The organism is Streptomyces sp. NPDC001828, from assembly GCF_042892175.1.
Classification (GTDB): Bacteria; Actinomycetota; Actinomycetes; order Streptomycetales; family Streptomycetaceae; genus Streptomyces.
The window spans coordinates 149,273-171,168 of the sequence record NZ_JBIATV010000015.1 but is presented as its reverse complement, the minus strand read 5'-3'; the positions used below and the strand labels follow the sequence as shown (position 1 = coordinate 171,168).

General features: G+C 72.5%; 20 protein-coding genes. 16 read left to right on the top strand and 4 right to left on the bottom strand.

What is annotated here, in order from left to right; all coding sequences use genetic code 11:
- The first annotated feature begins 72 nt into the window (after window positions 1-72).
- The 11 genes from ggt to ACFYZA_RS33535 all read left to right on the top strand — a co-directional run bounded on the left by ggt (window position 73) and on the right by ACFYZA_RS33535 (window position 12,050).
- Window positions 73-1,887, top strand: a complete 1,815-nt coding sequence (gene ggt, locus ACFYZA_RS33585; protein WP_388494409.1) for a gamma-glutamyltransferase — start codon at window positions 73-75, stop codon at window positions 1,885-1,887.
- A 154-nt stretch (window positions 1,888-2,041) separates the two neighbouring features.
- Window positions 2,042-2,761 carry a glycoside hydrolase family 75 protein gene (locus ACFYZA_RS33580; RefSeq protein ID WP_382589865.1) on the top strand — a complete coding sequence of 240 codons (720 nt, stop codon included), beginning with the start codon at window positions 2,042-2,044 and terminating at the stop codon, window positions 2,759-2,761.
- Between the two features lie 214 nt (window positions 2,762-2,975).
- Complete coding sequence (locus tag ACFYZA_RS33575) at window positions 2,976-3,236, top strand: helix-turn-helix domain-containing protein (protein WP_388494408.1); 261 nt, start codon at window positions 2,976-2,978, stop codon at window positions 3,234-3,236.
- A complete protein-coding gene (locus ACFYZA_RS33570; RefSeq protein WP_388494407.1) occupies window positions 3,233-3,748 on the top strand; it encodes an NUDIX hydrolase in 516 nt (171 codons plus the stop codon). Before ACFYZA_RS33575 ends, ACFYZA_RS33570 begins: the two co-directional genes overlap by 4 nt.
- Before the next feature lie 83 nt (window positions 3,749-3,831).
- Entirely contained in the window at window positions 3,832-5,082 is a 1,251-nt protein-coding gene (locus tag ACFYZA_RS33565) for an alginate lyase family protein (protein WP_388494406.1), read from the top strand.
- A gap of 73 nt (window positions 5,083-5,155) precedes the next feature.
- Window positions 5,156-5,695 carry a haloacid dehalogenase-like hydrolase gene (locus tag ACFYZA_RS33560; protein ID WP_382589853.1) on the top strand — a complete coding sequence of 180 codons (540 nt, stop codon included), beginning with the start codon at window positions 5,156-5,158 and terminating at the stop codon, window positions 5,693-5,695.
- Window positions 5,696-5,830: 135 nt separating this feature from the next.
- Window positions 5,831-6,673, top strand: a complete 843-nt coding sequence (locus ACFYZA_RS33555; RefSeq protein ID WP_382589850.1) for a nitrilase-related carbon-nitrogen hydrolase — start codon at window positions 5,831-5,833, stop codon at window positions 6,671-6,673.
- Entirely contained in the window at window positions 6,670-7,953 is a 1,284-nt protein-coding gene (locus ACFYZA_RS33550) for an aspartate aminotransferase family protein (protein ID WP_388494405.1), read from the top strand. The genes ACFYZA_RS33555 and ACFYZA_RS33550 overlap by 4 nt, the downstream gene beginning before the upstream one ends.
- Before the next feature lie 83 nt (window positions 7,954-8,036).
- Window positions 8,037-9,440: a dihydropyrimidinase gene (gene hydA, locus ACFYZA_RS33545; RefSeq protein WP_388494404.1), complete on the top strand. Its 1,404-nt coding sequence runs from the start codon at window positions 8,037-8,039 to the stop codon at window positions 9,438-9,440.
- Between the two features lie 12 nt (window positions 9,441-9,452).
- Window positions 9,453-10,454: a TIGR03842 family LLM class F420-dependent oxidoreductase gene (locus tag ACFYZA_RS33540; protein ID WP_388494403.1), complete on the top strand. Its 1,002-nt coding sequence runs from the start codon at window positions 9,453-9,455 to the stop codon at window positions 10,452-10,454.
- Window positions 10,455-10,520: 66 nt separating this feature from the next.
- Window positions 10,521-12,050 carry an NCS1 family nucleobase:cation symporter-1 gene (locus tag ACFYZA_RS33535; RefSeq protein WP_388494402.1) on the top strand — a complete coding sequence of 510 codons (1,530 nt, stop codon included), beginning with the start codon at window positions 10,521-10,523 and terminating at the stop codon, window positions 12,048-12,050.
- 9 nt (window positions 12,051-12,059) lie between these two features.
- On the opposite strand, the gene ACFYZA_RS33530 is transcribed toward ACFYZA_RS33535, so the two are convergent.
- Complete coding sequence (locus tag ACFYZA_RS33530; protein ID WP_382589834.1) at window positions 12,060-13,115, bottom strand: biotin/lipoate A/B protein ligase family protein; 1,056 nt, start codon at window positions 13,113-13,115, stop codon at window positions 12,060-12,062.
- A 128-nt stretch (window positions 13,116-13,243) separates the two neighbouring features.
- Between ACFYZA_RS33530 and ACFYZA_RS33525 the strand changes: the two genes are divergently transcribed.
- Window positions 13,244-14,068 (top strand): inositol monophosphatase family protein, encoded by an 825-nt coding sequence (locus tag ACFYZA_RS33525; RefSeq protein ID WP_388494401.1) that lies wholly within the window; start codon window positions 13,244-13,246, stop codon window positions 14,066-14,068.
- Window positions 14,069-14,123: 55 nt separating this feature from the next.
- On the opposite strand, the gene ACFYZA_RS33520 is transcribed toward ACFYZA_RS33525, so the two are convergent.
- Window positions 14,124-14,942, bottom strand: a complete 819-nt coding sequence (locus tag ACFYZA_RS33520) for a nucleotidyltransferase domain-containing protein (RefSeq protein ID WP_388494400.1) — start codon at window positions 14,940-14,942, stop codon at window positions 14,124-14,126.
- Window positions 14,943-15,031: 89 nt separating this feature from the next.
- On the opposite strand from ACFYZA_RS33520, the gene ACFYZA_RS33515 reads away from it, so the two are divergent.
- The 4 genes from ACFYZA_RS33515 (at window position 15,032) to ACFYZA_RS33500 (ending at window position 19,118) form a co-directional block, all read left to right on the top strand.
- Window positions 15,032-16,447: a phytoene desaturase family protein gene (locus ACFYZA_RS33515; RefSeq protein WP_388494468.1), complete on the top strand. Its 1,416-nt coding sequence runs from the start codon at window positions 15,032-15,034 to the stop codon at window positions 16,445-16,447.
- A complete protein-coding gene (locus ACFYZA_RS33510; RefSeq protein WP_382589824.1) occupies window positions 16,444-16,971 on the top strand; it encodes an O-acetyl-ADP-ribose deacetylase in 528 nt (175 codons plus the stop codon). Before ACFYZA_RS33515 ends, ACFYZA_RS33510 begins: the two co-directional genes overlap by 4 nt.
- Before the next feature lie 167 nt (window positions 16,972-17,138).
- Window positions 17,139-18,608: a DNA-3-methyladenine glycosylase 2 family protein gene (locus ACFYZA_RS33505; RefSeq protein ID WP_388494467.1), complete on the top strand. Its 1,470-nt coding sequence runs from the start codon at window positions 17,139-17,141 to the stop codon at window positions 18,606-18,608.
- A gap of 12 nt (window positions 18,609-18,620) precedes the next feature.
- Window positions 18,621-19,118: a methylated-DNA--[protein]-cysteine S-methyltransferase gene (locus ACFYZA_RS33500; RefSeq protein WP_388494399.1), complete on the top strand. Its 498-nt coding sequence runs from the start codon at window positions 18,621-18,623 to the stop codon at window positions 19,116-19,118.
- A gap of 33 nt (window positions 19,119-19,151) precedes the next feature.
- On the opposite strand, the gene ACFYZA_RS33495 is transcribed toward ACFYZA_RS33500, so the two are convergent.
- Together ACFYZA_RS33495 and ACFYZA_RS33490 are read right to left on the bottom strand one after the other, a co-directional pair.
- A complete protein-coding gene (locus ACFYZA_RS33495; RefSeq protein WP_388494398.1) occupies window positions 19,152-21,005 on the bottom strand; it encodes a serine/threonine protein kinase in 1,854 nt (617 codons plus the stop codon).
- 88 nt (window positions 21,006-21,093) lie between these two features.
- On the bottom strand, window positions 21,094-21,822 hold the full coding sequence (locus tag ACFYZA_RS33490; protein WP_388494397.1) for an NAD-dependent deacetylase: 729 nt from the start codon (window positions 21,820-21,822) through the stop codon (window positions 21,094-21,096).
- Window positions 21,823-21,896 lie beyond the last annotated feature (74 nt).

The following is a 21,896-nucleotide window of genomic DNA, read 5'->3' as shown; positions in this document are numbered from 1 at the left end:
GTTCGACGTGCTCATGACGTCACCGGAGGGACGGCGCTACGCTGCGCGGACGTTCGCCAACGGGAGGTATGCATGCGTCGTCCTGCAGTCCGCACCCTGTCCCTCCTCGCCGCGGCGGCCGCCGTGGCGGCCTCGGTCGCGGCCGCCCCGCCCACCACGGCCGCACCGCCCGGCCGCACCCCCGCCAAGGTGCCGGAGGCGGTCGGCTACGGGGGAGCGGTGTCCAGCGTGGACGCCGACGCGTCCGCCGCCGGCCTGGAAGTCCTGCGCAAGGGCGGCAACGCGGTGGACGCCGCGGTCGCCACCGCCGCGGCCCTCGGCGTCACCGAGCCGTACTCCTCGGGCATCGGCGGGGGCGGCTACTTCGTCTACTACGACGCGGCCTCCCGCTCCGTGCACACCCTCGACGGCCGCGAGACCGCGCCCGCCTCCGCCACCTCCTCGCTGTTCCTGGAGAACGGCAAGCCACTGCCGTTCGCGGACGCGGTGACCAGCGGGCTCAGCATCGGCACCCCGGGCACCGCCGCCACCTGGGACCGGGCCCTGGACGCCTGGGGAAGCAAGTCGCTCGGCACGCTCCTCAAGCCCGCCGAGCGCCTCGCGCGGAACGGGTTCACCGTCGACGACACCTTCCGCTCGCAGACCAAGGACAACCAGGCGCGCTTCGCCGACTTCCCCGACACGGCCAAGCTGTTCCTGCCGGGCGGACGGCTTCCGGTGGTCGGGTCCACCTTCAAGAACCCCGATCTGGCGCGCACCTACGAGGAGTTGGGCCGCGAGGGCGTCGGCGCCGTCTACCGGGGCGACCTCGGCGCGGACATCGTACGGACCGTCCGCAAGCCCCCGGTCGACCCCAAGTCGACCCGCAAGGTGCGCGGCGGCGACCTGACGCGGAAGGACCTGCGCGCCTACCAGGCGAAGTACCAGGCCCCCACCAAGGTCGGCTACCGAGGGCTCGACGTCTACGGGATGGCCCCCTCCAGCTCCGGCGGCACCACCGTCGGCGAGGCGCTCAACATCCTGGAGCGCACCGACCTGTCGAAGGCCTCCGACGTCCAGTACCTCCACCACTACATCGAGGCCAGCCGGATCGCGTTCGCCGACCGGGGCCGCTGGGTCGGCGACCCGGCCTTCGAGAAGGTGCCGACCCAGGGGCTGCTCTCGCAGCGCTTCGCCGACTCGCGAGCCTGCCTGATCAAGGACGACGCGGTCCTCACCAGCCCCCTCGCGCCCGGTGACCCGAGCCGCCCGCAGGCGTGCGGAACGTCCGGCGCCGCGTCCCCGACGACGTACGAGGGCGACAACACCACGCATCTGACCGTTGCCGACAAGTGGGGCAACGTCGTCGCGTACACGCTCACCATCGAGCAGACCGGCGGCAGCGCGATCACCGTGCCCGGCCGGGGCTTCCTGCTCAACAACGAGCTGACCGACTTCTCCTTCGCCCCCGCCAACCCGGCCGTCCACGACCCGAACCTGCCGGGCCCGGGCAAGCGGCCGCGCTCCTCCATCTCGCCGACGATCGTGCTCGACCAGCACGGCAGGCCGGTCCTCGCGCTCGGCTCGCCGGGCGGCGCCACCATCATCACCACCGTGCTGCAGACCCTGGTCAACCACCTGGACCGGGGCATGCCGCTGGTCGCCGCGATCGCGGCGCCGCGCGCCAGCCAGCGCAACGCGGCGACGACCGAGCTCGAACCGGCGCTCTACAACAGCCCGTTGAGGGCCCAGTTGGAGGCGCTCGGCCACGCCTTCACGCTGAACCCGGAGATCGGGGCGGCGACCGGAGTGCAGCGGCTGCCCGACGGGCGCTGGCTCGCCGCGGCCGAGACGGTGCGGCGCGGCGGGGGCTCGGCCCTTGTGGTCCATCCGAGTGGAAAGCAGTAGGCGCCGCTGACGCCGGCCGTGAGGCCCATGGCCCCGACCTGAACGGCCGGGAGCCATGGGCCTCTTGTCGTGGGCGGGGCCGAAGTCGTCCTGGCCGAAGATCGGATCGGTCGTACAACGGGTAAGGACGCTTTCCTGACAGAAGGGTTCTTCCGTGCGCTCCAGAACGCTCGCCCTCGCCGCAGCATCCGGCGCCGCCCTGCTCTGCGCGGTCGCGCTCCCCGCGACCGCGCAGCCCGCGTCCGTCCGTGGCGGCCGGGCCGCCGACGCGTCCGCCCGCCCGGACGGGGCCGCGGTCGGCGCGGCCGAACTCCTCGCCAAGGTGCAGACCTGTGCCCAGATCTCCCACGGCAAGTACCGAACGGACCCCACGGCCGAAGCCACCGTTCCCGTCTGCGGCAAGAACGGCGCCGTGTTCTGGCAGGCCGACCTGGACGTCGACTGCGACGGCCAGGCCACGGCCGCCTGCAACAAGGCGACGGACCCGTGGTTCCAGCCCGACACCCGCTTCCACCAGTCGAACGACAAGCCGCTCAGCGCGGAGAAGGTGTCGTACGTGGTGGTCCCGAACGTGAGCCCCCTGTGGAACTACAGCTCGTCCGGCATCAGGGGCGGCGGTGTCGTCGCCGTGGTCTACAACGACCGGGTCGAGTACGCGGTCGTCGGCGACACCGGCCCCGGCACGGTCATCGGCGAGGCGTCCTACGCCACCGCCAAGGCGCTCGGGATGAATCCCAGCCCGAAGACGGGCGGCGCCGAATCCGGCGTCACCTACATCCTGTTCCAGAACTCCCAGGCCAAGCCGATCGAGAGCCACGGCGAGGCGGTGGCCGTGGGCCGGAGCCTGGCCCAGCGGTTCGTGGCCGACAACTAGCGCGCCTCGGGCCGGGGCGGCGCGGTGACGGCTGAAGCCCCGGCCGGTCCGGAGTGCCGGCGGCCAGCCGCGACCGGGGGAGGCAGCAGTGCCTGCGAGGCCGGGATGGCGGCAGAGCGGACCGCCGAAGCCCCGGCCGGGGTGGCGGCAGTGCTCGGAGCACGGCAGCACCGGTCCCGGGCTCCCCGTTGCGCGCCGGGGCTAGACTCGCCGCATGGTCCGCACCCCACTCACCCCCGCGGAGCGCGAACGAGGCGAGCGGCTCGGCCGGTTGCTGCGCCTGGCGCGGGGGGACCGCAGCATGACGGAGATCGCGGCCGCGGCGGGGCTCTCCGCCGAGACCCTGCGCAAGATCGAGACGGGCCGCGCGCCCACCCCCGCGTTCTTCACCGTGGCCGCCCTCGCCTCGGTCCTCGGCCTGTCGATGGACGAGATCGTGACCACCTGCGCGACGCCCCCGGCGGTCGCGGCATGAGCCCCGTGAAGACGCGCACGCCCCGCGACGCCGCGCGGATCGTCGTGCGCGACGCGCTCGGCGCGGTGTTCCTCCTGCGGTACGACAACGAAGAGGTCGGCCCGCACTGGGCGACGCCCGGCGGCGGCCTCGACGCGGGGGAGTCCCCGCGCGAGGGTGCCCGCCGCGAGCTGCGCGAGGAGACCGGCTGGGCGGACCTCGAACCGGGCCCGCTGCTGTGCACCTGGACCCACGACTTCACGCGCGCCGGGGTGCCGGTGCGCCAGTTCGAGCACATCTACCTCGCCGACGCCCCGGACGCCCGCCGCGAGATCGGCCCCGGCCTGGCGGCCGAACACCGAGCGGACGGCATACTCGGCGGGCGCTGGTGGACGCCCGAGGAGCTGCGGCGCACCGACGAGCACATCTGGCCGCCGCGACTGCACGCCCTGCTCGACGCCTGGTCGCCCGGCGATCCGCCCGTGGAGCTCGGCTACGTTCCGGTCCCCGGCCTGTCGGACACCGTCAGCTGACCCCCACCCGGCCCGGGCGAGCGGGCTGCCTGTTCGGCGCAACAGATCCTGCGCGCGGGCGTGCCCCGGGCGACCGTGGGAGCGTGGTCACTCCGTCTCAGTCCTCCCGCCGGCGCCGCCGTCCGCTGCGGGCGACCGCCGCCCTGGCCCTCGGCGCGCTCGCGCTGCTCGCGGCCTGCGCCCCCGGCCCGCACGTCCCGGACGCCTCCGCGGCGGGCCGCGCGGATCCCTCGACGCTGGTGTTCCACCACCCGGGCGTCGTCGTGGGCCGGGGCCAGCTCGACACGGTGCGCCAGAAGGTGCGGGCCGGCCAGGAGCCGTGGAGCTCGGCGTACCAGAAGGCGCGGGCCAGCCGCTACGGCTCGCTGCGCTATGTCCCGCACCCCGCCGAGGTCGTCCCCTGCCCGCCGAACGCGGGGCCGCCCGCCTGTCTGGCCGAGCGCGAGGACGCCATCGCCGCGTACACCCAGGCGCTGCTGTGGTCGGTCGACGGCGACGAGGCGCACGCCAGGAAGGCCGTCGAGATCATGGACGGCTGGGCGCAGGTGATGAAGCGGCACACCGAGGGCAACGCCGACCTCCAGACCGCCTGGGCCGGCTCCACCTGGGCCCGGGCCGCCGACATCGTGCACGCCGGATACCCGCGGTGGCAGGCCCCCGCCGTGCAGCGCTTCAAGTGGATGCTGCGCAAGGCCTACCTGCCCGCCGTCACCGCCAAGGTCCCCGATTACAACGGGAATTGGGAACTGGCGATGACGGACGCGGCCATCGGCATCGCCGTGTTCGTGGAGGACCACCAGATCTTCAAGGACGCCCTGGACCGCTACCGGGCGCGCGTTCCCGCCTACTTCTACCTCGCGTCCGACGGCAAGCTGCCCAATCCGCCGCCGGGCGGCTCGATGAACACCCCGGACAAGCTGGCGACGTACTGGTTCGGCCAGCGCACCTACGCGGACGGGCTCGGCCAGGAGACGTGCCGCAACTTCATGCACATCGGGTACTCGCTCGCCGCCTCCGCCCACATCGCCGAGACGGCCTGGCAGCAGGGCATCGACCTGTACGGGCCGACGGCCGAGCGCCTGAAGGCGGCGGCGGAGTTCCACGCCCGCTATCAGCTGGGCGAGCAGCCGCCGAGCTGGCTGTGCGGCGGCAAGGTCGAACGGTCCATGGGCCCGGACGTCGAGGTGCTGCTCAACCACCTGCAGAACCGGCTGCACATGACGCTGCCCGAGACGCGGAAGCTGGCCGAGCGGCAGCGCCCGGCCGGCACCGACGACCTCTTCGTCGCCTGGGAGACCCTGACCCACGCGCAGAACCCCGGCACGCCCGTCTGATTCCGGACGGATTCAACAGAACGTTGAAGATTAGGGATTGAGCCGTGGGGTGGGCTGGGCATGGTCCGGAACAATGGACACGACCCGCCGCACCCGGCCAGACGACCGCCCGCGCCGGCCCAGCGCCGTCGCCTTCTTCGACGTGGAGGGCACCCTGCTCGCCGTGCCGAGCCTGGCCGGCCTCGCCGGGCCGCTCGGCCGACTGTGGCACCCGCCGGTCCTCGCCGCCCTGCACGCGCATGCGGCGCTCGGGCACCTCGTGGTGCTCGTCGCCCTCGCGAGCAGCGCCGAACTCGCGCCGCTGGTGCGCCAGCTGGCTCCCGACGCCGTGCTCTGCTCGCGCCCCCGGGCCCCCATGATCGGCCAGGGCAAGGGGTACGCGGCCCGTGCCCTGCTGCGCGAGCACGGCATCCCGGCCGCGCGCTGCTACGCGTACGCGGACGAGGCGGCGGACCTGCCGCTGCTCGCCGAGGTGGGCCACCCGGTGGTGGTGGGTGACGACCCGGTGCTGCTGCGTCACGCCCGGCGCGGCAACTGGGGGCGCCTGCCCGGTCCGAGCGCCGCGCGAGGTGACGCCGTGTCAGGTGTCGGGGACACGCCCATCACCGGTTGACCTGTGGTGCCGCGATTAGCCTCGCCGAAGCTGCGATGGTCTTGCCACGGTGCGTAACGCGCCTTACGGTCTCATCCACACGCGGATCTACGCGTGTGGATTTGGCTGGCTGACGACCCGTCGAAGGAGCAGCTCATGGCCAATGTCGTGCGCGCCGCACTGGTTCAGGCGACCTGGACCGGCGACACCGAATCCATGATCACCAAGCATGAGGAACACGCCCGCGAGGCGGCCCGGCAGGGTGCGAAGATCATCGGCTTCCAGGAGGTGTTCAACGCCCCCTACTTCTGCCAGGTACAGGAGGCCGAGCACTACCGCTGGGCCGAGCCCGTCCCGGACGGCCCGACGGTCACCAGGATGAAGGAACTCGCCCGCGAGACCGGAATGGTCATCGTCGTCCCGGTCTTCGAGACCGAGGGCGAGGGCTTCTACTACAACACCGCCGCCGTCATCGACGCCGACGGCAGCTACCTCGGCAAGTACCGCAAGCACCACATCCCCCAGGTCAAGGGCTTCTGGGAGAAGTACTACTTCAAACCGGGCAACCTCGGCTGGCCGGTCTTCGACACGGCCGTCGGCAAGGTCGGCGTGTACATCTGCTACGACCGCCACTTCCCGGAGGGCTGGCGTCAACTCGGCCTCAACGGCGCCCAGTTGGTCTACAACCCCTCGGCCACCTCGCGCGGCCTCTCCGGATACCTCTGGCAGCTGGAACAGCCCGCGTCCGCCGTCGCCAACGAGTACTTCGTCGCCGCCATCAACCGCGTCGGCATCGAGGAGTACGGCGACAACGACTTCTACGGCACCAGCTACTTCGTCGACCCGCGCGGCCAGTTCGTCGGCGAGGTGGCCAGCGACAAGGAGGAGGAACTCCTCGTCAGGGACCTGGACTTCGGCCTCATCGAGGAAGTCCGCCAGCAGTGGGCCTTCTACCGCGACCGCCGCCCCGACGCCTACGAAGGCCTGGTGAAGCCGTGACCCGCCCCCTCCACGACCGCCACCGGGCCGTGCTGCCCGACTGGCTGGCGCTCTACTACCGGCAGCCCGTCGAGATCACCCACGGCGAGGGCCGCCACGTCTGGGACGCCGACGGCAACAAGTACCTCGACTTCTTCGGCGGCATCCTCACCACGATGACCGCCCACGCCCTGCCCGAGGTCACCAAGGCCGTGGCCGAGCAGGCCGGCCGGATCATCCACTCCTCGACCCTCTACCTCAACCGGCAGATGGTCGAACTCGCCGAGCGCATCGCCCAGTTGTCGGGCATCCCGGACGCCCGGGTCTTCTTCACCACCTCCGGCACCGAGGCCAACGACACCGCGCTGCTGCTCGCCACCGCCTACCGGTGCTCCAACCAGATCCTCGCGATGCGCAACAGCTACCACGGCCGCTCCTTCAGCGCGGTCGGCATCACGGGCAACCACGCGTGGTCGCCCACCGGGCTCTCGCCGCTCCAGACGCTGTACGTGCACGGCGGCGTCCGCGCCCGGGGACCCTACGCGCACCTCAGCGACAGCCAGTTCATCGAGGCCTGCGTCGCCGACCTCGAAGACCTCCTCGGCCACACCCGCAACGTGGCCGCCCTGATCGCCGAGCCCATCCAGGGCGTGGGCGGGTTCACCTCACCGCCCGACGGCCTGTACGCCGCGTTCCGCGAGGTCCTCGACCGGCACGGCATCCTGTGGATCACCGACGAGGTGCAGACCGGCTGGGGCCGCACCGGCGACCACTTCTGGGGCTGGCAGGCGCACGCCCAGAACGGCCCGCCCGATCTGCTCACCTTCGCCAAGGGCATCGGCAACGGCATGTCCATCGGTGGCGTCGTCGCCCGGGCCGAGGTCATGAACTGCCTGGACAGCAACTCCATTTCGACCTTCGGCGGCTCCCCGGTCACCATGGCCGCGGGCCTCGCCAACCTCTCGTACGTCCTCGAACACGACCTCCAGGGCAACGCCCGCCGCGTCGGCGGGCTGCTCATCGAGCGGCTGCGTGCCATCTGCGCCCAGCTCCCCGTGGTCCGCGAGGTGCGCGGCCGGGGCCTGATGGCCGGCATCGAGCTGGTCCAGCCCGGCACGGACCGGGCCAACCCCGAGGCCGCGGCGGCCGTCCTGGAAGCCGCCCGCGAAGGCGGCCTCCTCATCGGCAAGGGCGGCGGCCACGACACCAGCGTGCTGCGCATCGCGCCGCCCCTCACCCTCACCGTCGCGGAGGCCGAAGAAGGCGCGGCGATCCTCGAACGCGCCCTGCGCACCGTGTAGCCGACCCGGATCAAGCACGAGCACGAGTACCCGTACACGTACCTGTACGCGTACGGGTACGTGTACGAAAGGGAGCTCCACCCATGAGTACCCGCACCCTCATCCAAGGCGGCCTGGTCATCACCGCCGCCGACGAGACGCACGCCGACGTACTGATCGAGGACGGCCGGATCGCGGCCATAGCGGCACACGGCTCCACCGTGGCCCGGGCCTGGACCGCCGACCGGGTCATCGACGCCACCGACCGCTATGTCATCCCGGGCGGCGTCGACGCGCACACCCACATGGAACTGCCCTTCGGCGGCACCTTCGCCTCCGACACCTTCGAGACCGGCACCCGCGCCGCCGCCTGGGGCGGCACCACCACCATCGTGGACTTCGCCGTGCAGTCGCAGGGCCAGGCCCTGCGGGCCGGCCTGGACGCCTGGTACGCCAAGGCCGACGGCCAGTGCGCCATCGACTACGGCTTCCACATGATCCTCTCCGACGTCAACGAGGGCTCCCTCAAGGAGATGGACCTCCTGGTCGAGGAGGGCATCACCTCCTTCAAGCTATTCATGGCCTACCCCGGGGTCTTCTACAGCGACGACGGGCAGATCCTGCGCGCCATGCAGCGTGCGGAGGCCAACGGCGGGCTGATCATGATGCACGCCGAGAACGGCATCGCCATCGACGTCCTGGTCGAGCAGGCGCTCGCCCGCGGCGAGACCGATCCCCGCTACCACGGCGAGGTGCGCAAGGCGCTTCTGGAGGCCGAGGCCACCCACCGGGCGATCCAGCTCGCCCGGGTCGCGGGCGCCCCGCTCTACGTCGTGCACGTCTCGGCCGAGGAGGCCCTCGCCGAGCTCGCCACCGCCCGCGACAAGGGGCTCCCGGTCTTCGGCGAGACCTGCCCGCAGTATCTGTTCCTGTCCACCGACGACCTCGCCGAGCCGGACTTCGAGGGCGCCAAGTACGTGTGCTCAACTCCCTTGCGGCCCAGGGAACATCAGGCCGCACTGTGGCGGGGCCTGCGCACCAACGACCTCCAGGTGGTGTCCACCGACCACTGCCCGTTCTGCTTCACGGGACAGAAGGAGCTGGGCCGGGGCGACTTCTCCAAGATCCCCAACGGGCTTCCCGGCGTCGAGAACCGCATGGACCTGCTGCACCAGGCCGTCGTCGACGGCCACATCACGCGCCGCCGCTGGATCGAGATCGCCTGCGCCACCCCGGCCCGGATGTTCGGCCTCTATCCGAAGAAGGGCACTCTCGCCCCCGGCGCCGACGCGGACGTCGTCATCTACGACCCGCACGCCGAGCAGACCGTCTCCGCCGAGACGCACCACATGAACGTCGACTACTCGGCGTACGAGGGGAAGCGGCTGACCGGCCAGGTCCAGACGGTCCTCTCGCGCGGTGAACTCGTCATCGACCGGCGGACGTTCACGGGCCGGGCCGGACACGGCTGCTACGTCCCGCGCGCCACCTGTCAGTACCTCGGCTAGGAGCACCGCACCATGGACTTCGGACTCGTCCTGCAGACCGACCCGCCGGCCGCCCAGGTCATCAGCCTCATGAAGCGGGCCGAGCGCAACGGCTTCCGCTACGGCTGGACCTTCGACTCGGCCGTCCTCTGGCAGGAGCCCTTCGTCATCTACAGCCAGATCCTGGCGAACACCCGGCGCCTCACGGTCGGCCCGATGGTGACCAACCCCGGCACCCGCACCTGGGAGGTCACCGCCTCGACCTTCGCCACCCTCAACGACATGTACGGCAACCGCACCGTCTGCGGCATCGGGCGCGGCGACTCCGCGATGCGGGTGGCCGGCCGCAAGCCCAACACGCTGGCCCGCCTCGGCGAGGCCATCGGCGTCATCCGCGACCTCGCCGAGGGCCGCGAGGCCGACGTCGACGGGCAGAGCCTGAGACTGCCCTGGGTGAAGGACGGCAAGCTGCCCGTCTGGATGGCGGCGTACGGGCCCAAGGCCCTCGCGCTGGCGGGCCAGAAGGCGGACGGCTTCATCCTCCAGCTCGCCGACCCGTTCCTCACCGAATGGATGGTGAAGGCGGTCCGCGAGGCGGCCGCCGGCGCGGGCCGCGACCCCGAGTCGATCACCATCTGCGTCGCCGCCCCCGCCTACGTCGGCGACGACCTCGCGCACGCCCGCGAGCAGTGCCGCTGGTTCGGCGGCATGGTCGGCAACCACGTCGCCGACCTGGTCGCCCGCTACGGCGAGCACTCCGGCCTCGTGCCCGAGGCGCTCACCGAGTACATCAAGCAGCGCCAAGGCTACGACTACAGCCACCACGGCCGCACCGGCAACCCGGACACCGCCTTCGTGCCCGACGAGATCGTCGACCGCTTCTGCCTCCTCGGCACGGCGGAGCAACACATCGCGAAACTGAAGGAGCTGAAGGCGCTGGGCGTCGATCAGTTCGCGGTGTACGCCATGCACGACGCCCGCGAGCCGGTCATCGACGCCTATGGGCAGCAGATCATCCCCGCCCTGACCCGATAGGCGCCAACTCCCTCATCCGCACGGTCCGTTCGCCCCCTTCGCCCTCCCCGAACGAATGGCCCGCCCATGACCGAAGCCACCGCCATATCCGCCGCGGCCGCCCCCGAGGACGGCCGTTTCACCAACGCCGACCTGCGGCCGGTGCCGCCCGAGGGGCGGACCTGGACGACGTACAACTTCGCCGCGCTGTGGGTCGGCATGGCCCACAACATCCCCTCCTGGACGCTCGCTTCCGGTCTGGTCGCGCTCGGCATGGACTGGAAGCAGGCCGTCCTCACGATCGCGCTCGCCAACCTGATCGTGCTCGTCCCGATGCTTCTGACCGGCCACGCGGGACCCAAGTACGGCATCCCCTTCCCGGTGCTCGCGCGCGCCTCCTTCGGGCTGCGCGGCGCCAACCTTCCCGCGCTGGTCCGGGCCGCCGTCGCCTGCTGCTGGTTCGGCATCCAGACCTGGATCGGCGGCCAGGGCATCTTCGTGCTGCTCGGCAAGATCTTCGGCGGCTGGACCGACGTGGCGCCGATCGGCGGCCGGCCCTGGACGCTCTGGCTGTGCTTCGTCGTGTTCTGGATCCTCGAACTCGCCCTCATATACCGGGGGATGGAGACCTTGCGCCGCTTCGAGAACTGGGCGGCGCCCTTCGTCCTCGTCGGCGCCCTGGCGCTGCTGGTCTGGATCGCCCACAAGGCGGGCGGTTTCGGTCCGCTCCTCGACCAGCCCTCGAAGCACGGCTGGGGTCCCGGCTTCTGGCCGGTGTTCTTCCCCTCCCTCATGGGCATGATCGGCTTCTGGGCCACGCTGTCCCTGAACATCCCCGACTTCACCCGCTTCGGCCGGGGCCAGCGCGCCCAGGTGTGGGGGCAGACACTCGGCCTGCCCACCACCATGACCGCGTTCGCACTCCTGTCGGTCCTGGTCACCTCCGGCTCCCAGGCGGTGTACGGGGTGCCGATCTGGAATCCGGTCGACCTGGTCGCCAAGACCGACAACGTCTTCGGCCTGCTCTTCGCGCTGGTCACCGTCCTGGTCGCGACGGTCTCCGTGAACGTGGCGGCGAACGTGGTCTCGCCCGCGTACGACCTGGCGAACCTCGCGCCGAAAATCATCGACTTCCGCCGGGGCGCCCTCATCACGGGCGTCGTCGGGGTGCTGATGTTTCCGTGGAAGCTCACCTCCACCCCCGAGCTGTACATCTTCACCTGGCTCGGCGTGGTGGGCGGCCTCCTCGGCACCGTCGCCGGAATCCTCATCGCCGACTACTGGGTGGTGCGCCGCACGCTCCTGGACGTCGCGGACCTGTACCGGCCCGGCGGCCGCTACTGGTACACCGGCGGCTGGAACTGGCGGGCCGTCGTCGCGTTCCTGGTGGGCGGGGTGCTCGCGATCGGCGGCTCGTACTCCACCCTGGACGACAAGGGCGCCAAGGCGGGCCCTTTCCCCACCGGCGGCCTCATCCCCTTCCTCAAGCCGCTGGCCGACTACGGCTGGGCGGTGGGACTCGGCTCGGCGCTGCTCCTGTACGTCGTCCTTTCGGCCGTGACTCCCGCCGCGCACAAGGGACTTGTCGCGTCGGGAGCCCAGGATCCGCCCCGTTAGGCCGCGCGCCTAGGGCACGCGCGCCGTCCACTCCTCGGTGCCGAACTTGGTCGCGGCGAGCTCGCGTGCCCGGGCCATCTCCTCGTCCGTGACGCGGCCTTCCGCGAGCCCGTACCGGGAGCGGAAGGACGCGATCATCCGCTCGATCACGGCCTCCCGGGGCAGCCCGGTCTGGCGGCGCAGCGGATCGACGCGCTTCTTCGCGCTCCGGGTGCCCTTGTCGGACAGCTTCTCCTTGCCGATGCGCAGCACGTCCAGCATCTTGTCCGCGTCGATGTCGTACGCCATCGTCACGTGGTGCAGCACCGCGCCGTCGTCCGCGACCATCCGCTTCTGCGCGGCGCCCGCGATCTTGCCGGCCTCGGTCGCGATGTCGTTGAGCGGCTGGTACCAGGCCTTGATGCCCATGTCGCCGAGCGCGCCGAGCACCCAGTCGTCGAGGTAGGCATAGCTGTCCGCGAACGACAGGCCCTGCACGAGGGCGTCGGGCACGGACAGCGAGTACGTGATCGTGTTGCCGGGCTCGATGAACATCGCGCCCCCGCCGCTGATCCGGCGCACGACGGTGATGCCGTGCCGCTCGGCGCCCTCCGGGTCGACCTCGTTGCGCAGCGACTGGAAGCTGCCGATGACGACGGCGGGCGCGGCCCACTCCCACACCCGCAGGGTCGGCGGGCGCCGGCCGGCCGCGACCTCGGCGGTGATGACCTCGTCGAGCGCCATGTGCAGCGCGGGCGGCTGCGCGGGCTCGTGGATCAGCTGCCAGTCGTAGTCGTTCCAGTCGGTGGCGTGCGCGAGCGCCCGGCGCACGGCGACCGCCACGCCCTCCGACGTCAGCCCGTACATGGTGGTGCCCGGCGGCAGCGCCGCGTCGATACGGGCGGCGAGCTGGGCCGCTCCGGTATCGGCCGGGGCGCCTTCGAGGGCCGCGTCGATCGCCAGGATGGCCTCGTCGGGCTCCAGGAAGAAGTCGCCCGCGACCGTCACGTCCCGCAGCACTCCGTCACGGGTGTCCAGATCGACGACCACCAGCTTGCCGCCGGGGACCTTGTATTCGCCATGCACCGTTGTGCCTCCATATGTTCCGCGCGGTCCAACCGTAATCGGCTGAGCCGCATTCCCGCGCCGCGCGCCGAGCCGGCCGGTGCGAAAGCGGCTCGCCGATTGTCAGTGCCGCGTGCTTTGCTGGACGCATGATCGACGACTTTCTCGCAGGTGACCTGGCAGTAGTGGAAGAGGCGGTCCGCAAGGCGGCCGCGGCCGAGATCATGCCGCGGTTCCGGCAGCTGGCCGCGCACGAGATCGTCGAGAAGAACGGCCCGCACGATCTGGTGACGGTCGCCGACCGGCTCGCCGAAGAGCATCTGACCGCCTCGCTCACGGCGATACTTCCCGGCTCGGCCGTCGTCGGCGAGGAGGCCGTGCACGCCGACCCGACGGTGTACGAGGCACTGAGCGGCGACGCCCCGGTATGGATCGTCGACCCGGTGGACGGCACCCGCCAGTTCGTCCGCGGCGAAGCCGGATTCTGCACCCTGGTCGCCCTCGCCCACCGGGGCGAACTGCTCGCCTCCTGGACGTACGCCCCCGCGCTCGACGAGATGGCCGTGGCGGTGCGGGGCCGGGGCGCCACCCTCAACGGCACGCCGCTGCGCGCCGGTTCACCCGCACCCGGCGCCGTCCTCGAAGTCGCCACCTCCCACCCCGACTACACGACGCCCGACCAGAAGCGCGCCCTCCTCGCCCTCGACACCGAGGGCGTCCGGCCGCGGCCGTGCGGCTCGGCCGGTCTCGAATACCTCGCGATCGCCCGCGGCGAGCTGGACGGCCTGGCCTTCTCGTGGGAGTACGCCTGGGACCACGCGGCAGGGCTGCTCCTCGTCGCCGAGGCGGGCGGCGCGCAGACCACCGTCGCAGGCGAGCCGTTCAAGATCGCCGGGGGCAACGCGCTTCCCTTCACCGCGGCCCGCGACGCGGCGACGGCGGAGCGGCTGCGGGGCCTGCTCGCGGGGGAGTGAGGCACGCGCGCCGCACAGCGGCGCCGGCCCGTACGTCCGCAGGAGCGGGCCCACGTCACCGGAGCGCGGCCCGAACGTCACTGACCAGCCCGGCCGCGGCCTCGACCGCCTCGGCGTCGAGACCGGCCAGGGCCGCCGACACGCGCGCGGCGAGATCCGGCGGGGCGGCGGGAAGCGCGGCCGCCGAGGTCAGCGCGCCCTTCTCGTTGAGCAGCCAGCGCCGGTGGTGGGCGTGCAGCGACTGGGCGAGGATGCCGAACGCCCGGGACAGACAGAGCGAGACGTGCAGCGCGTCGCCCGACCCGGCCGACTTACGGGCGCCCGCCACCGAGAACTCCGCCTCCCAGGACGCGGCGACCAGCGCCGCCCGCAACGGCTCGGGGTAGCGCCGCACGGAATCCTGAAGGACCGTCAACTCGCCCTGTGGATCGGCCAGTACACGCCCCAGGGCCACCTCGCCGGGGTAGACCGGCGACCAGAAGCCGAGGGGGTGGCCCGGCTGCACCCCGACCTCGTAGCGGCCCTCCAGGCAATCCGCCCCGACCCGTTCGACCCGGTCCAGGTCGCGCAGGATCCAGTCGACCGCGACGCCGTCGATCCTCAGCCAGGCCCCGCCGTTCACCCAGGGCCCCCAGCCGCCGGGACCCGCGACCTCGACCGGGGCGCCCGTGATCTCGTCGGCGAGCCGGGCCAGGGCGGCGACATCCAGGGCGCCCCGGTAGTAGAGGCCGAGATCCCAGTCGGAGTCCGGCCGGTGCGTCCCGCGCGCGCGGCTGCCGCCGAGGGCGACGGCCACCACCCCGGGCACCTCGGTGAGCCGCTCGGCGACTGCGGCGATACGGGCGCTGAAGGCGGAGTCCGGGTGCGAGTTCACCGGCCGGACGCTACCGGGCGCCGGATTGTCGGTGCACCGGAATATCCTGGGGGCCCTGGCCGTGGCGTGAGGAGTCCTAGGTGCCGTCGATGCTCGATGCCGTCGTCGTGGGGGCGGGACCCAACGGGCTGACCGCTGCGGTCGAACTGGCCAGGAGGGGACTGCGCGTTGAGGTCTTCGAGGCCAAGGAGACCGTGGGCGGCGGCGCCAGGACCGAGGAGCTGACGCTGCCCGGTTTCCGCCACGACCCGTGCTCCGCCGTCCATCCCCTGGGCATCGGCTCGCCCGCCTTCCGCGCCATGCCGCTCGACCGGTACGGGCTCGAATGGCTGCACCCCGAGCTGCCGATGGCCCACCCCTTCGACGACGGCACGGCCGCCGTGCTGTCCCGCTCGGTCTCCGAGACCGCCGCGTCCTTCGGGCCGCGCGACGCGGGAACGTACCGCCGTCTGGTGGCCCCCTTCCTCGGCAAGTGGGACGTCCTGGCACGGGACTTCATGTCGCTGCCGCTGACCGCGCTGCCGCGCGATCCGGTGGGGCTCGCCCGGTTCGGTGTCGCGGGCCTGCCGCCGTACAGCTGGCTGATGCGCCGCTTCCGCGACGACCGGGCGCGCGCCCTGATGGCCGGGCTGGTCGCCCATGTCATCGCCCCGCTGGGCGGGGTGGCCACCGGTGGCGTCGGCATGCTCTTCGCGCTGGCCGCGCACGAGAACGGCTGGCCGCTGCCGCGCGGCGGCTCCCAGTCCATCTCCGACGCGCTCACCGCGTATCTGCGTGACCTGGGCGGGGAGGTGCACACCGGGTTCGAGGTCAAGCGCCTGGACGATCTGCCGCCGGCCCGCACCTACCTCTTCGACACCTCGCCGACCGCGCTCGCCCGGATCGCGGGCCTGGGCAGCGCCTACGACGGCTACAAGTACGGCGCCGCCGTCTTCAAGATCGACTACGCCCTGGACGGGCCGGTCCCGTGGACGGCGAAGGAGCCCCACCGGGCCGGCACGGTCCAGATCGGCCCCTCAAGCCGCGAGATCGGCACCGCCCTGAACCAGGCCTCCGGCGGCACGGCCCCCGACACGCCGTTCCTGATCACCGCCCAGCCCAGCCTCGTCGACCCGTCCCGCGCGCCCGAGGGCAAGCACGTGTTCTGGGCGTACGGGCACGTCCCCAACGGCTGGGAGGGCGATTTCACGGACACCATCGAGCGGCAGATCGAGCGGTTCGCGCCCGGCTTCCGCGACCGGGTCCTGGCGCGGGCGACCGCCGGCCCGCCCCAACTCGCCGCGCGCAACGCCAACTACGTGGGCGGCGACATCGCGTGCGGGGCCGCCCGCGGTCTCCAGCTGCTGCTCCGCCCGAAGGTCTCCCTGTTCCCGTACGCGACCCGGCACCCGTCGGTGTTCCTGTGCTCCTCGGCCGCGTGGCCCGGGCCGGGCGTGCACGGGATGTCCGGGCACAACGCGGCGAAGGCAGTGTGGCGAACGCTCAGAAAGGCCGACCACCGATGACCACGACGCCCGTGGACATCGTCCTGGTGCGCGGTGACATCACCGAGCAGACGGTCGACGTCATCGTGAACGCCGCGAACTCCTCGCTGCTCGGAGGAGGTGGAGTGGACGGCGCGATCCACCGCCGGGGCGGCCCCGAGATCCTGGAGGACTGCCGCAGGCTCCGGGCATCCCACTACGGGAAGGGCCTGGCGACCGGCAGGGCGGTCGCCACCACGGCGGGGCGGCTGCGCGCCGGGCACGTGATCCACACCGTGGGTCCGGTGTGGTCGAAGGAGGAGGACCGCAGCGCGCTCCTCGCCTCCTGCTACGAGCAGTCCCTGGCGCTCGCGCGGGAACTGGGCGCCGAGACCATCGCCTTCCCGGCGATCTCGACGGGCATCTACGGCTGGCCCCTCGACAGCGGAGCGGGCATCGCCGTCCGTGCCGCCCGCGCCCACAGCGGCCCGCCGTTGAAGGAGATCCGCTTCGTCCTGTTCGACACGGGGGCCTACCAGGCCTTCGAGCGGGCTCTTGAGAAGTAGGAAGTCGGGACGAGCGCCCTGAAGGCCCGAACCGGGGTGTGGGGCGGAGCCCCGCCGAGGTGAGGGGGCGGTCGCCCCGGTCGCGCGAGGTCGATGTCGGATTCTCGCCAGCGCCCGAGCGCCCCGTGCCGGATCCTTGACACATGGCCCCCGTCGCCCCCACCCCGATGCACACCGACTCCGACCGCTGCGTACGCGCCGTCCAGTCCAAGGACGCCCGCTTCGACGGCTGGTTCTTCACGGCCGTCCTGACCACCCGCATCTACTGCCGGCCCAGCTGCCCCGTCGTGCCGCCGAAGGTCGAGAACATGACCTTCTACCCGAGCGCGGCCGCCTGCCAGCAGGCCGGGTTCCGGGCCTGCAAGCGGTGCCGCCCCGACACCACACCCGGCTCCCCGGAGTGGAACGCGCGCGCCGACACGGTCGCCCGCGCCATGCGCCTCATCAGGGACGGAGTCGTCGACCGCGAAGGCGTCCCGGGGCTCGCGGCCCGCCTCGGCTACAGCGCCCGCCAGATCGAGCGCCAGCTGCTCGCCGAGCTGGGCGCGGGCCCCCTCGCCCTGGCCAGGGCGCAGCGGGCGCAGACCGCGCGGCTGCTGATCGAGACGACCCCGCTGCCCATGGCCGAGGTCGCCTTCGCCGCCGGGTTCTCCTCGATCCGCACCTTCAACGACACGGTCCGCGAGGTGTTCGCGCTCGCCCCGACCGAGCTGCGCGCCCGCGCCGCACGCGGCATCGCACGCCAGACGCCGGGCGCGATCACCCTGCGGCTGCCGTTCCGCGCCCCGCTGACCCCGGACAACCTGTTCGGCCACCTCGCCGCGACCGGCGTCCCCGGGGTCGAGGAGTGGCGCGACGGTTCGTTCCGCCGCACCCTGTCCCTGCCGTACGGGCACGGCATCGCCGAGCTCACCCCGCAGCCGGAGCACATCGGCTGCGTCCTGCACCTCACCGATCTGCGCGACCTCACCATCGCCATCAGCCGCTGCCGCTGGATGCTCGATCTGGACGCGGACCCCGTCGCCGTGGACGACCGGCTGCGCGCCGACCCGCTGCTCGCGCCGCTGGTCGGCAAGGCGCCGGGGCGACGGGTGCCGCGCACGGTCGACGCGGCGGAGTTCGCGGTGCGGGCGGTGCTCGGGCAGCAGGTCTCGACGGCCGCCGCCCGCACCCACGCGGCCCGGCTCGTGCGCGCGCACGGCCAGGCCGTCCACGATCCGACGGGCGGCCTCACCCACCTCTTCCCCACCCCGGAACAGCTGGTCGCCATCGACCCGGAGACTTTGGCGCTGCCGCGCAGCCGCCGGGTCACCCTCACCACCCTCGTCGCCGCCCTCGCCGACGGCACCCTCCAGCTGGGGCTCGACAGTGACTGGGACCGGGCCAGGGCCCAGCTCATGGAGCTGCCCGGCTTCGGCCCCTGGACCGTCGAGGCGATCGCGATGCGGGCACTCGGCGACCCGGACGCCTTCCTGCCCACCGACCTCGGCATGCGCCGGGCGGCCCAGAACCTCGGACTGCCGTCCACCCCCGCCGCGCTCACCGCGCGCGCCGCGGCCTGGCGGCCCTGGCGGGCCTACGCCGTCCAGTACCTCTGGGCGACCGAGGACCACGCCATCAACCACCTTCCCGCATAAGGGAGTTCAGCCGTGCACATCACGCACACCGTCATCGGCAGCCCCTACGGCCCGCTCACCCTCGTCGCCGCCGACGGCGTCCTGGCCCGCCTCTACATGGAGGGCCAGCGGCACCGGCCACCGCAGGAGACCTTCGGCGAGCGCGACGACGAGGGCCCCTTCCCCGAGGTCGTCCGTCAGCTGGAGGCGTACTTCGCGGGCGAACTGACCGAGTTCAAGCTGGACTTGAACATGCTGGGCACCCCGTTCCAGCGGCGCGTCTGGCACCAGCTCCAGCAGATCCCGTACGGCGAGACGCGTTCCTACGGGCAGCTCGCCGAAGCCCTCGGCAGCCCGAACGCCTCCCGTGCGGTCGGCCTGGCCAACGGCAAGAACCCGGTCGGCATCATCGTCCCGTGCCATCGCGTCATCGGCGCCAACGGCAGCCTGACCGGCTACGGCGGCGGCCTGGAGCGCAAGCGGCAGCTCCTCGCGTTCGAGCGGGGCGAGTCGACGGACGCGCTGTTCTGACGCTGCGGAGGGCCAACCCCCGCGAGCAGAGCGTCAGTTGCTCGTCTTAGGCTCCTCGGCATTGCGCCAGATCCTGAGGTCGAGCGTGATGTACGTGCTCGGATCGTTCGCGCCCGACTTGCCCCGGTAGGTCGCCACGGCGATGTGGCCCGCGTCGCTCAGTACGCAGATCTCCGAGCCGTCGGTGAGCTGATCGAGGCCGATCTTGTCCGTGTAGCGCGTCTCGGCCCGGCAGGTCGCGAGCGAGCCCTTCTCCGAGTTGTTCAGAAGCACCAGCTTGCCGTTGTCGGTGCCGAGCCTCGTGTCGCCGAACATGGTGTCCTTGTAGAAGTACAGGTCGCCGTGGTTGTACGACACGCCGGCGTCCCCGCCGGTGCCGGGCCGCGGCGGGCTGTCGGCCAGCATGAGCTGGTAGTTGGCGGTCAGGTTGATGCCCTGGTAAGCGGCAGGGGAGGGGTCGGCGCGCTTCGAGCCCTTGCCGCTCGACCCGGAGCCGCCCGGTGTGCTCTTGGCACTCGCCCCGCTCGAACTCCCGCCGCTCTTGGCCTTGTTGCCGGATCCGCTCGGCAGCAGGGACAGGATGACCGCGATGGCGATGACCCCCGCCACGAGGCTCCCCGCGATGATCAGCCCCGTCCGGTTGCGGCGCGGCGCGGGCGCCGAGTGGCCGGGCCCGTACCCGGGCGCGGGCGTCGGATAGCCGGGGCCGGACGGCGTCGAGTAGCCGGGCGCGGGGGTCGGGTAGCCGGGCTGTGCCGGGTAGCCGGGCGGCGGTGTCTGATGGGCGGGCTGTGCCGGATATCCGGGCGGCGGCGTCTGATGGGCGGCCTGGGTCGGGTAGGACGGGTAGCCGGCCTGCGTCGGCGCGGCGGCCACGGCGTGACCGGCCGGCGGGTACGGGGGCGCGGCCTGCGCCGGGGGCCCCGGGGAGAACTCGGTCGGCGTCGGGGCGGCGGCGGGCGGCGGCGGGGTCTTCGCCGGTTCGGGAAGTTGGAGGCGCTCGGTGATGGAACCGGCGACCGCCCGGGGCAGCCAGTCCTCGCCCTGGCGCAGCGGTGCGGGGGAGAGGTCGTGGCACATCCGGATGATCTCGGTCAGGCTCGGCCGGTCCGCCGGGTCCCGGCTGAGGCACCGCGTCACCAGGGGCCGCAACTCGTCGGGAAGCGCGCTGAGATCGGGCTCCTCGTGCACGATGCGGTAGAGCACGGCGTGCGAGGAGCCCTCGCCGAACGCGGGCGCGCCGATCGCCGCGAAGGCCACGATCTGGCCGAGCGCGAAGATGTCGGTGTTGGCGGTGACCGTACCGGCGGAGGCCTGCTCGGGCGCCATGAACGCGGGGGTGCCGACGCTGACGCCGTGCCCGGTCAGCGACGTGGCGTCCGCCGCGCGGGCGATGCCGAAGTCGATGACGCGGGGGCCGTCGGCGGCGAGCAGGACGTTCGCGGGCTTCAGATCACGGTGGACGATGCCCGCGCCGTGGATGACGTGCAGCGCCTCGGCGACCCCGACGGCCAGCAGCAGCACACTGCGCGGCGGCAGCCCCCCGTGCTGGGCCACGGCGTGCGCGAGCGAGGGGCCCGGCACGTAGGCGGTGGCCAGCCAGGGCCGTGATCCCTCGGTGTCGAAGTCGATGACCGGCGCCGTGTAGAGCCCCTGCACCCGCTGGGCCGCCCGCACTTCCTGCTGGAAGCGCCGCCGGAACTCGGGGTCCTCGCTGAACTCGGGCCGGATCACCTTGAGCGCGATGGGCCGGCCGCCCGGCGTGTAGGAGAGGTACACCTTGCCCATGCCGCCCGCACCCAGCACGGCGGTCAGCCGGTAACCGCCCACGACGGCGGGGTCGTCCGGGCCGAGCGGCTGGAAAAGGTCGGTGGAAGGTGCGCTCATGGAATTCCATCCCCTGTCACGGCAGTTCAGCCCGCCGATGCCCCGAAGTCAACCGAGAGGGTATCCAACTGCGGGGCCGGATCCGGCCTCAGGCGTGGGGGAGTTCGTGCAGGAGTCGGGGCAGCGCCGTGCCGATCGGCTCCCTGACCACCTCGTCGGCGAGCGCGTCGTACGGGGTCGGGTCGGCGTTCACGATGATCAGGCGGGCGCCGCCGTCCGAGGCGATCCCGGCCAGCGAGGCGGCGGGCTGGACCTGGAGGGTCGTGCCGACCGCGATGAAGATCTGGCACGCCTTGGCGATGGCCGTCGCCCGGGCCAGCACCTCCGGGTCGAGCCGTTCGCCGAACATGACCGTCGCCGACTTGAGGATGCCCCCGCACACCGTGCACGCCGGGTCCGCGTCGCCCGCCGTCACCCGGGACAGGGCCTCCGCCATGGCGGACCGCGCGTGGCAGCGGGTGCAGCTCACCGCCCGTGCGGTGCCGTGGAGTTCGAGGATCTTGCGCTCGGGGAAGCCGGCCCGCTGCTGCAGTCCGTCGACGTTCTGGGTGATCACGCGCACCGGCACACCGGACCGTTCGAGCGCGACGATCGCGCGGTGCGCGGCGTTCGGCTCGGCGTTGAGGGCCGGGCTGTCACGCCGCATCAGCCAGGACCGCCGCCGGATCTCCGGGTCGGCCATGTAGGAGGAGTACGTCACCAGCTTCTCGGCCTCGGGGTCGCGCCGCCACAGTCCGTTCGGCCCCCGGTAGTCGGGGATGCCCGAGTCGGTGGAGATCCCGGCACCGGAGAGAATCGCGACGAGTGGCTTGCCCATGCGGGCGAGCGTAGGCGGCACCGGCCGGGGCGGCGAACGCATTTCGCCGGGCGGGCCGGCCCGGGGGCCGCCCG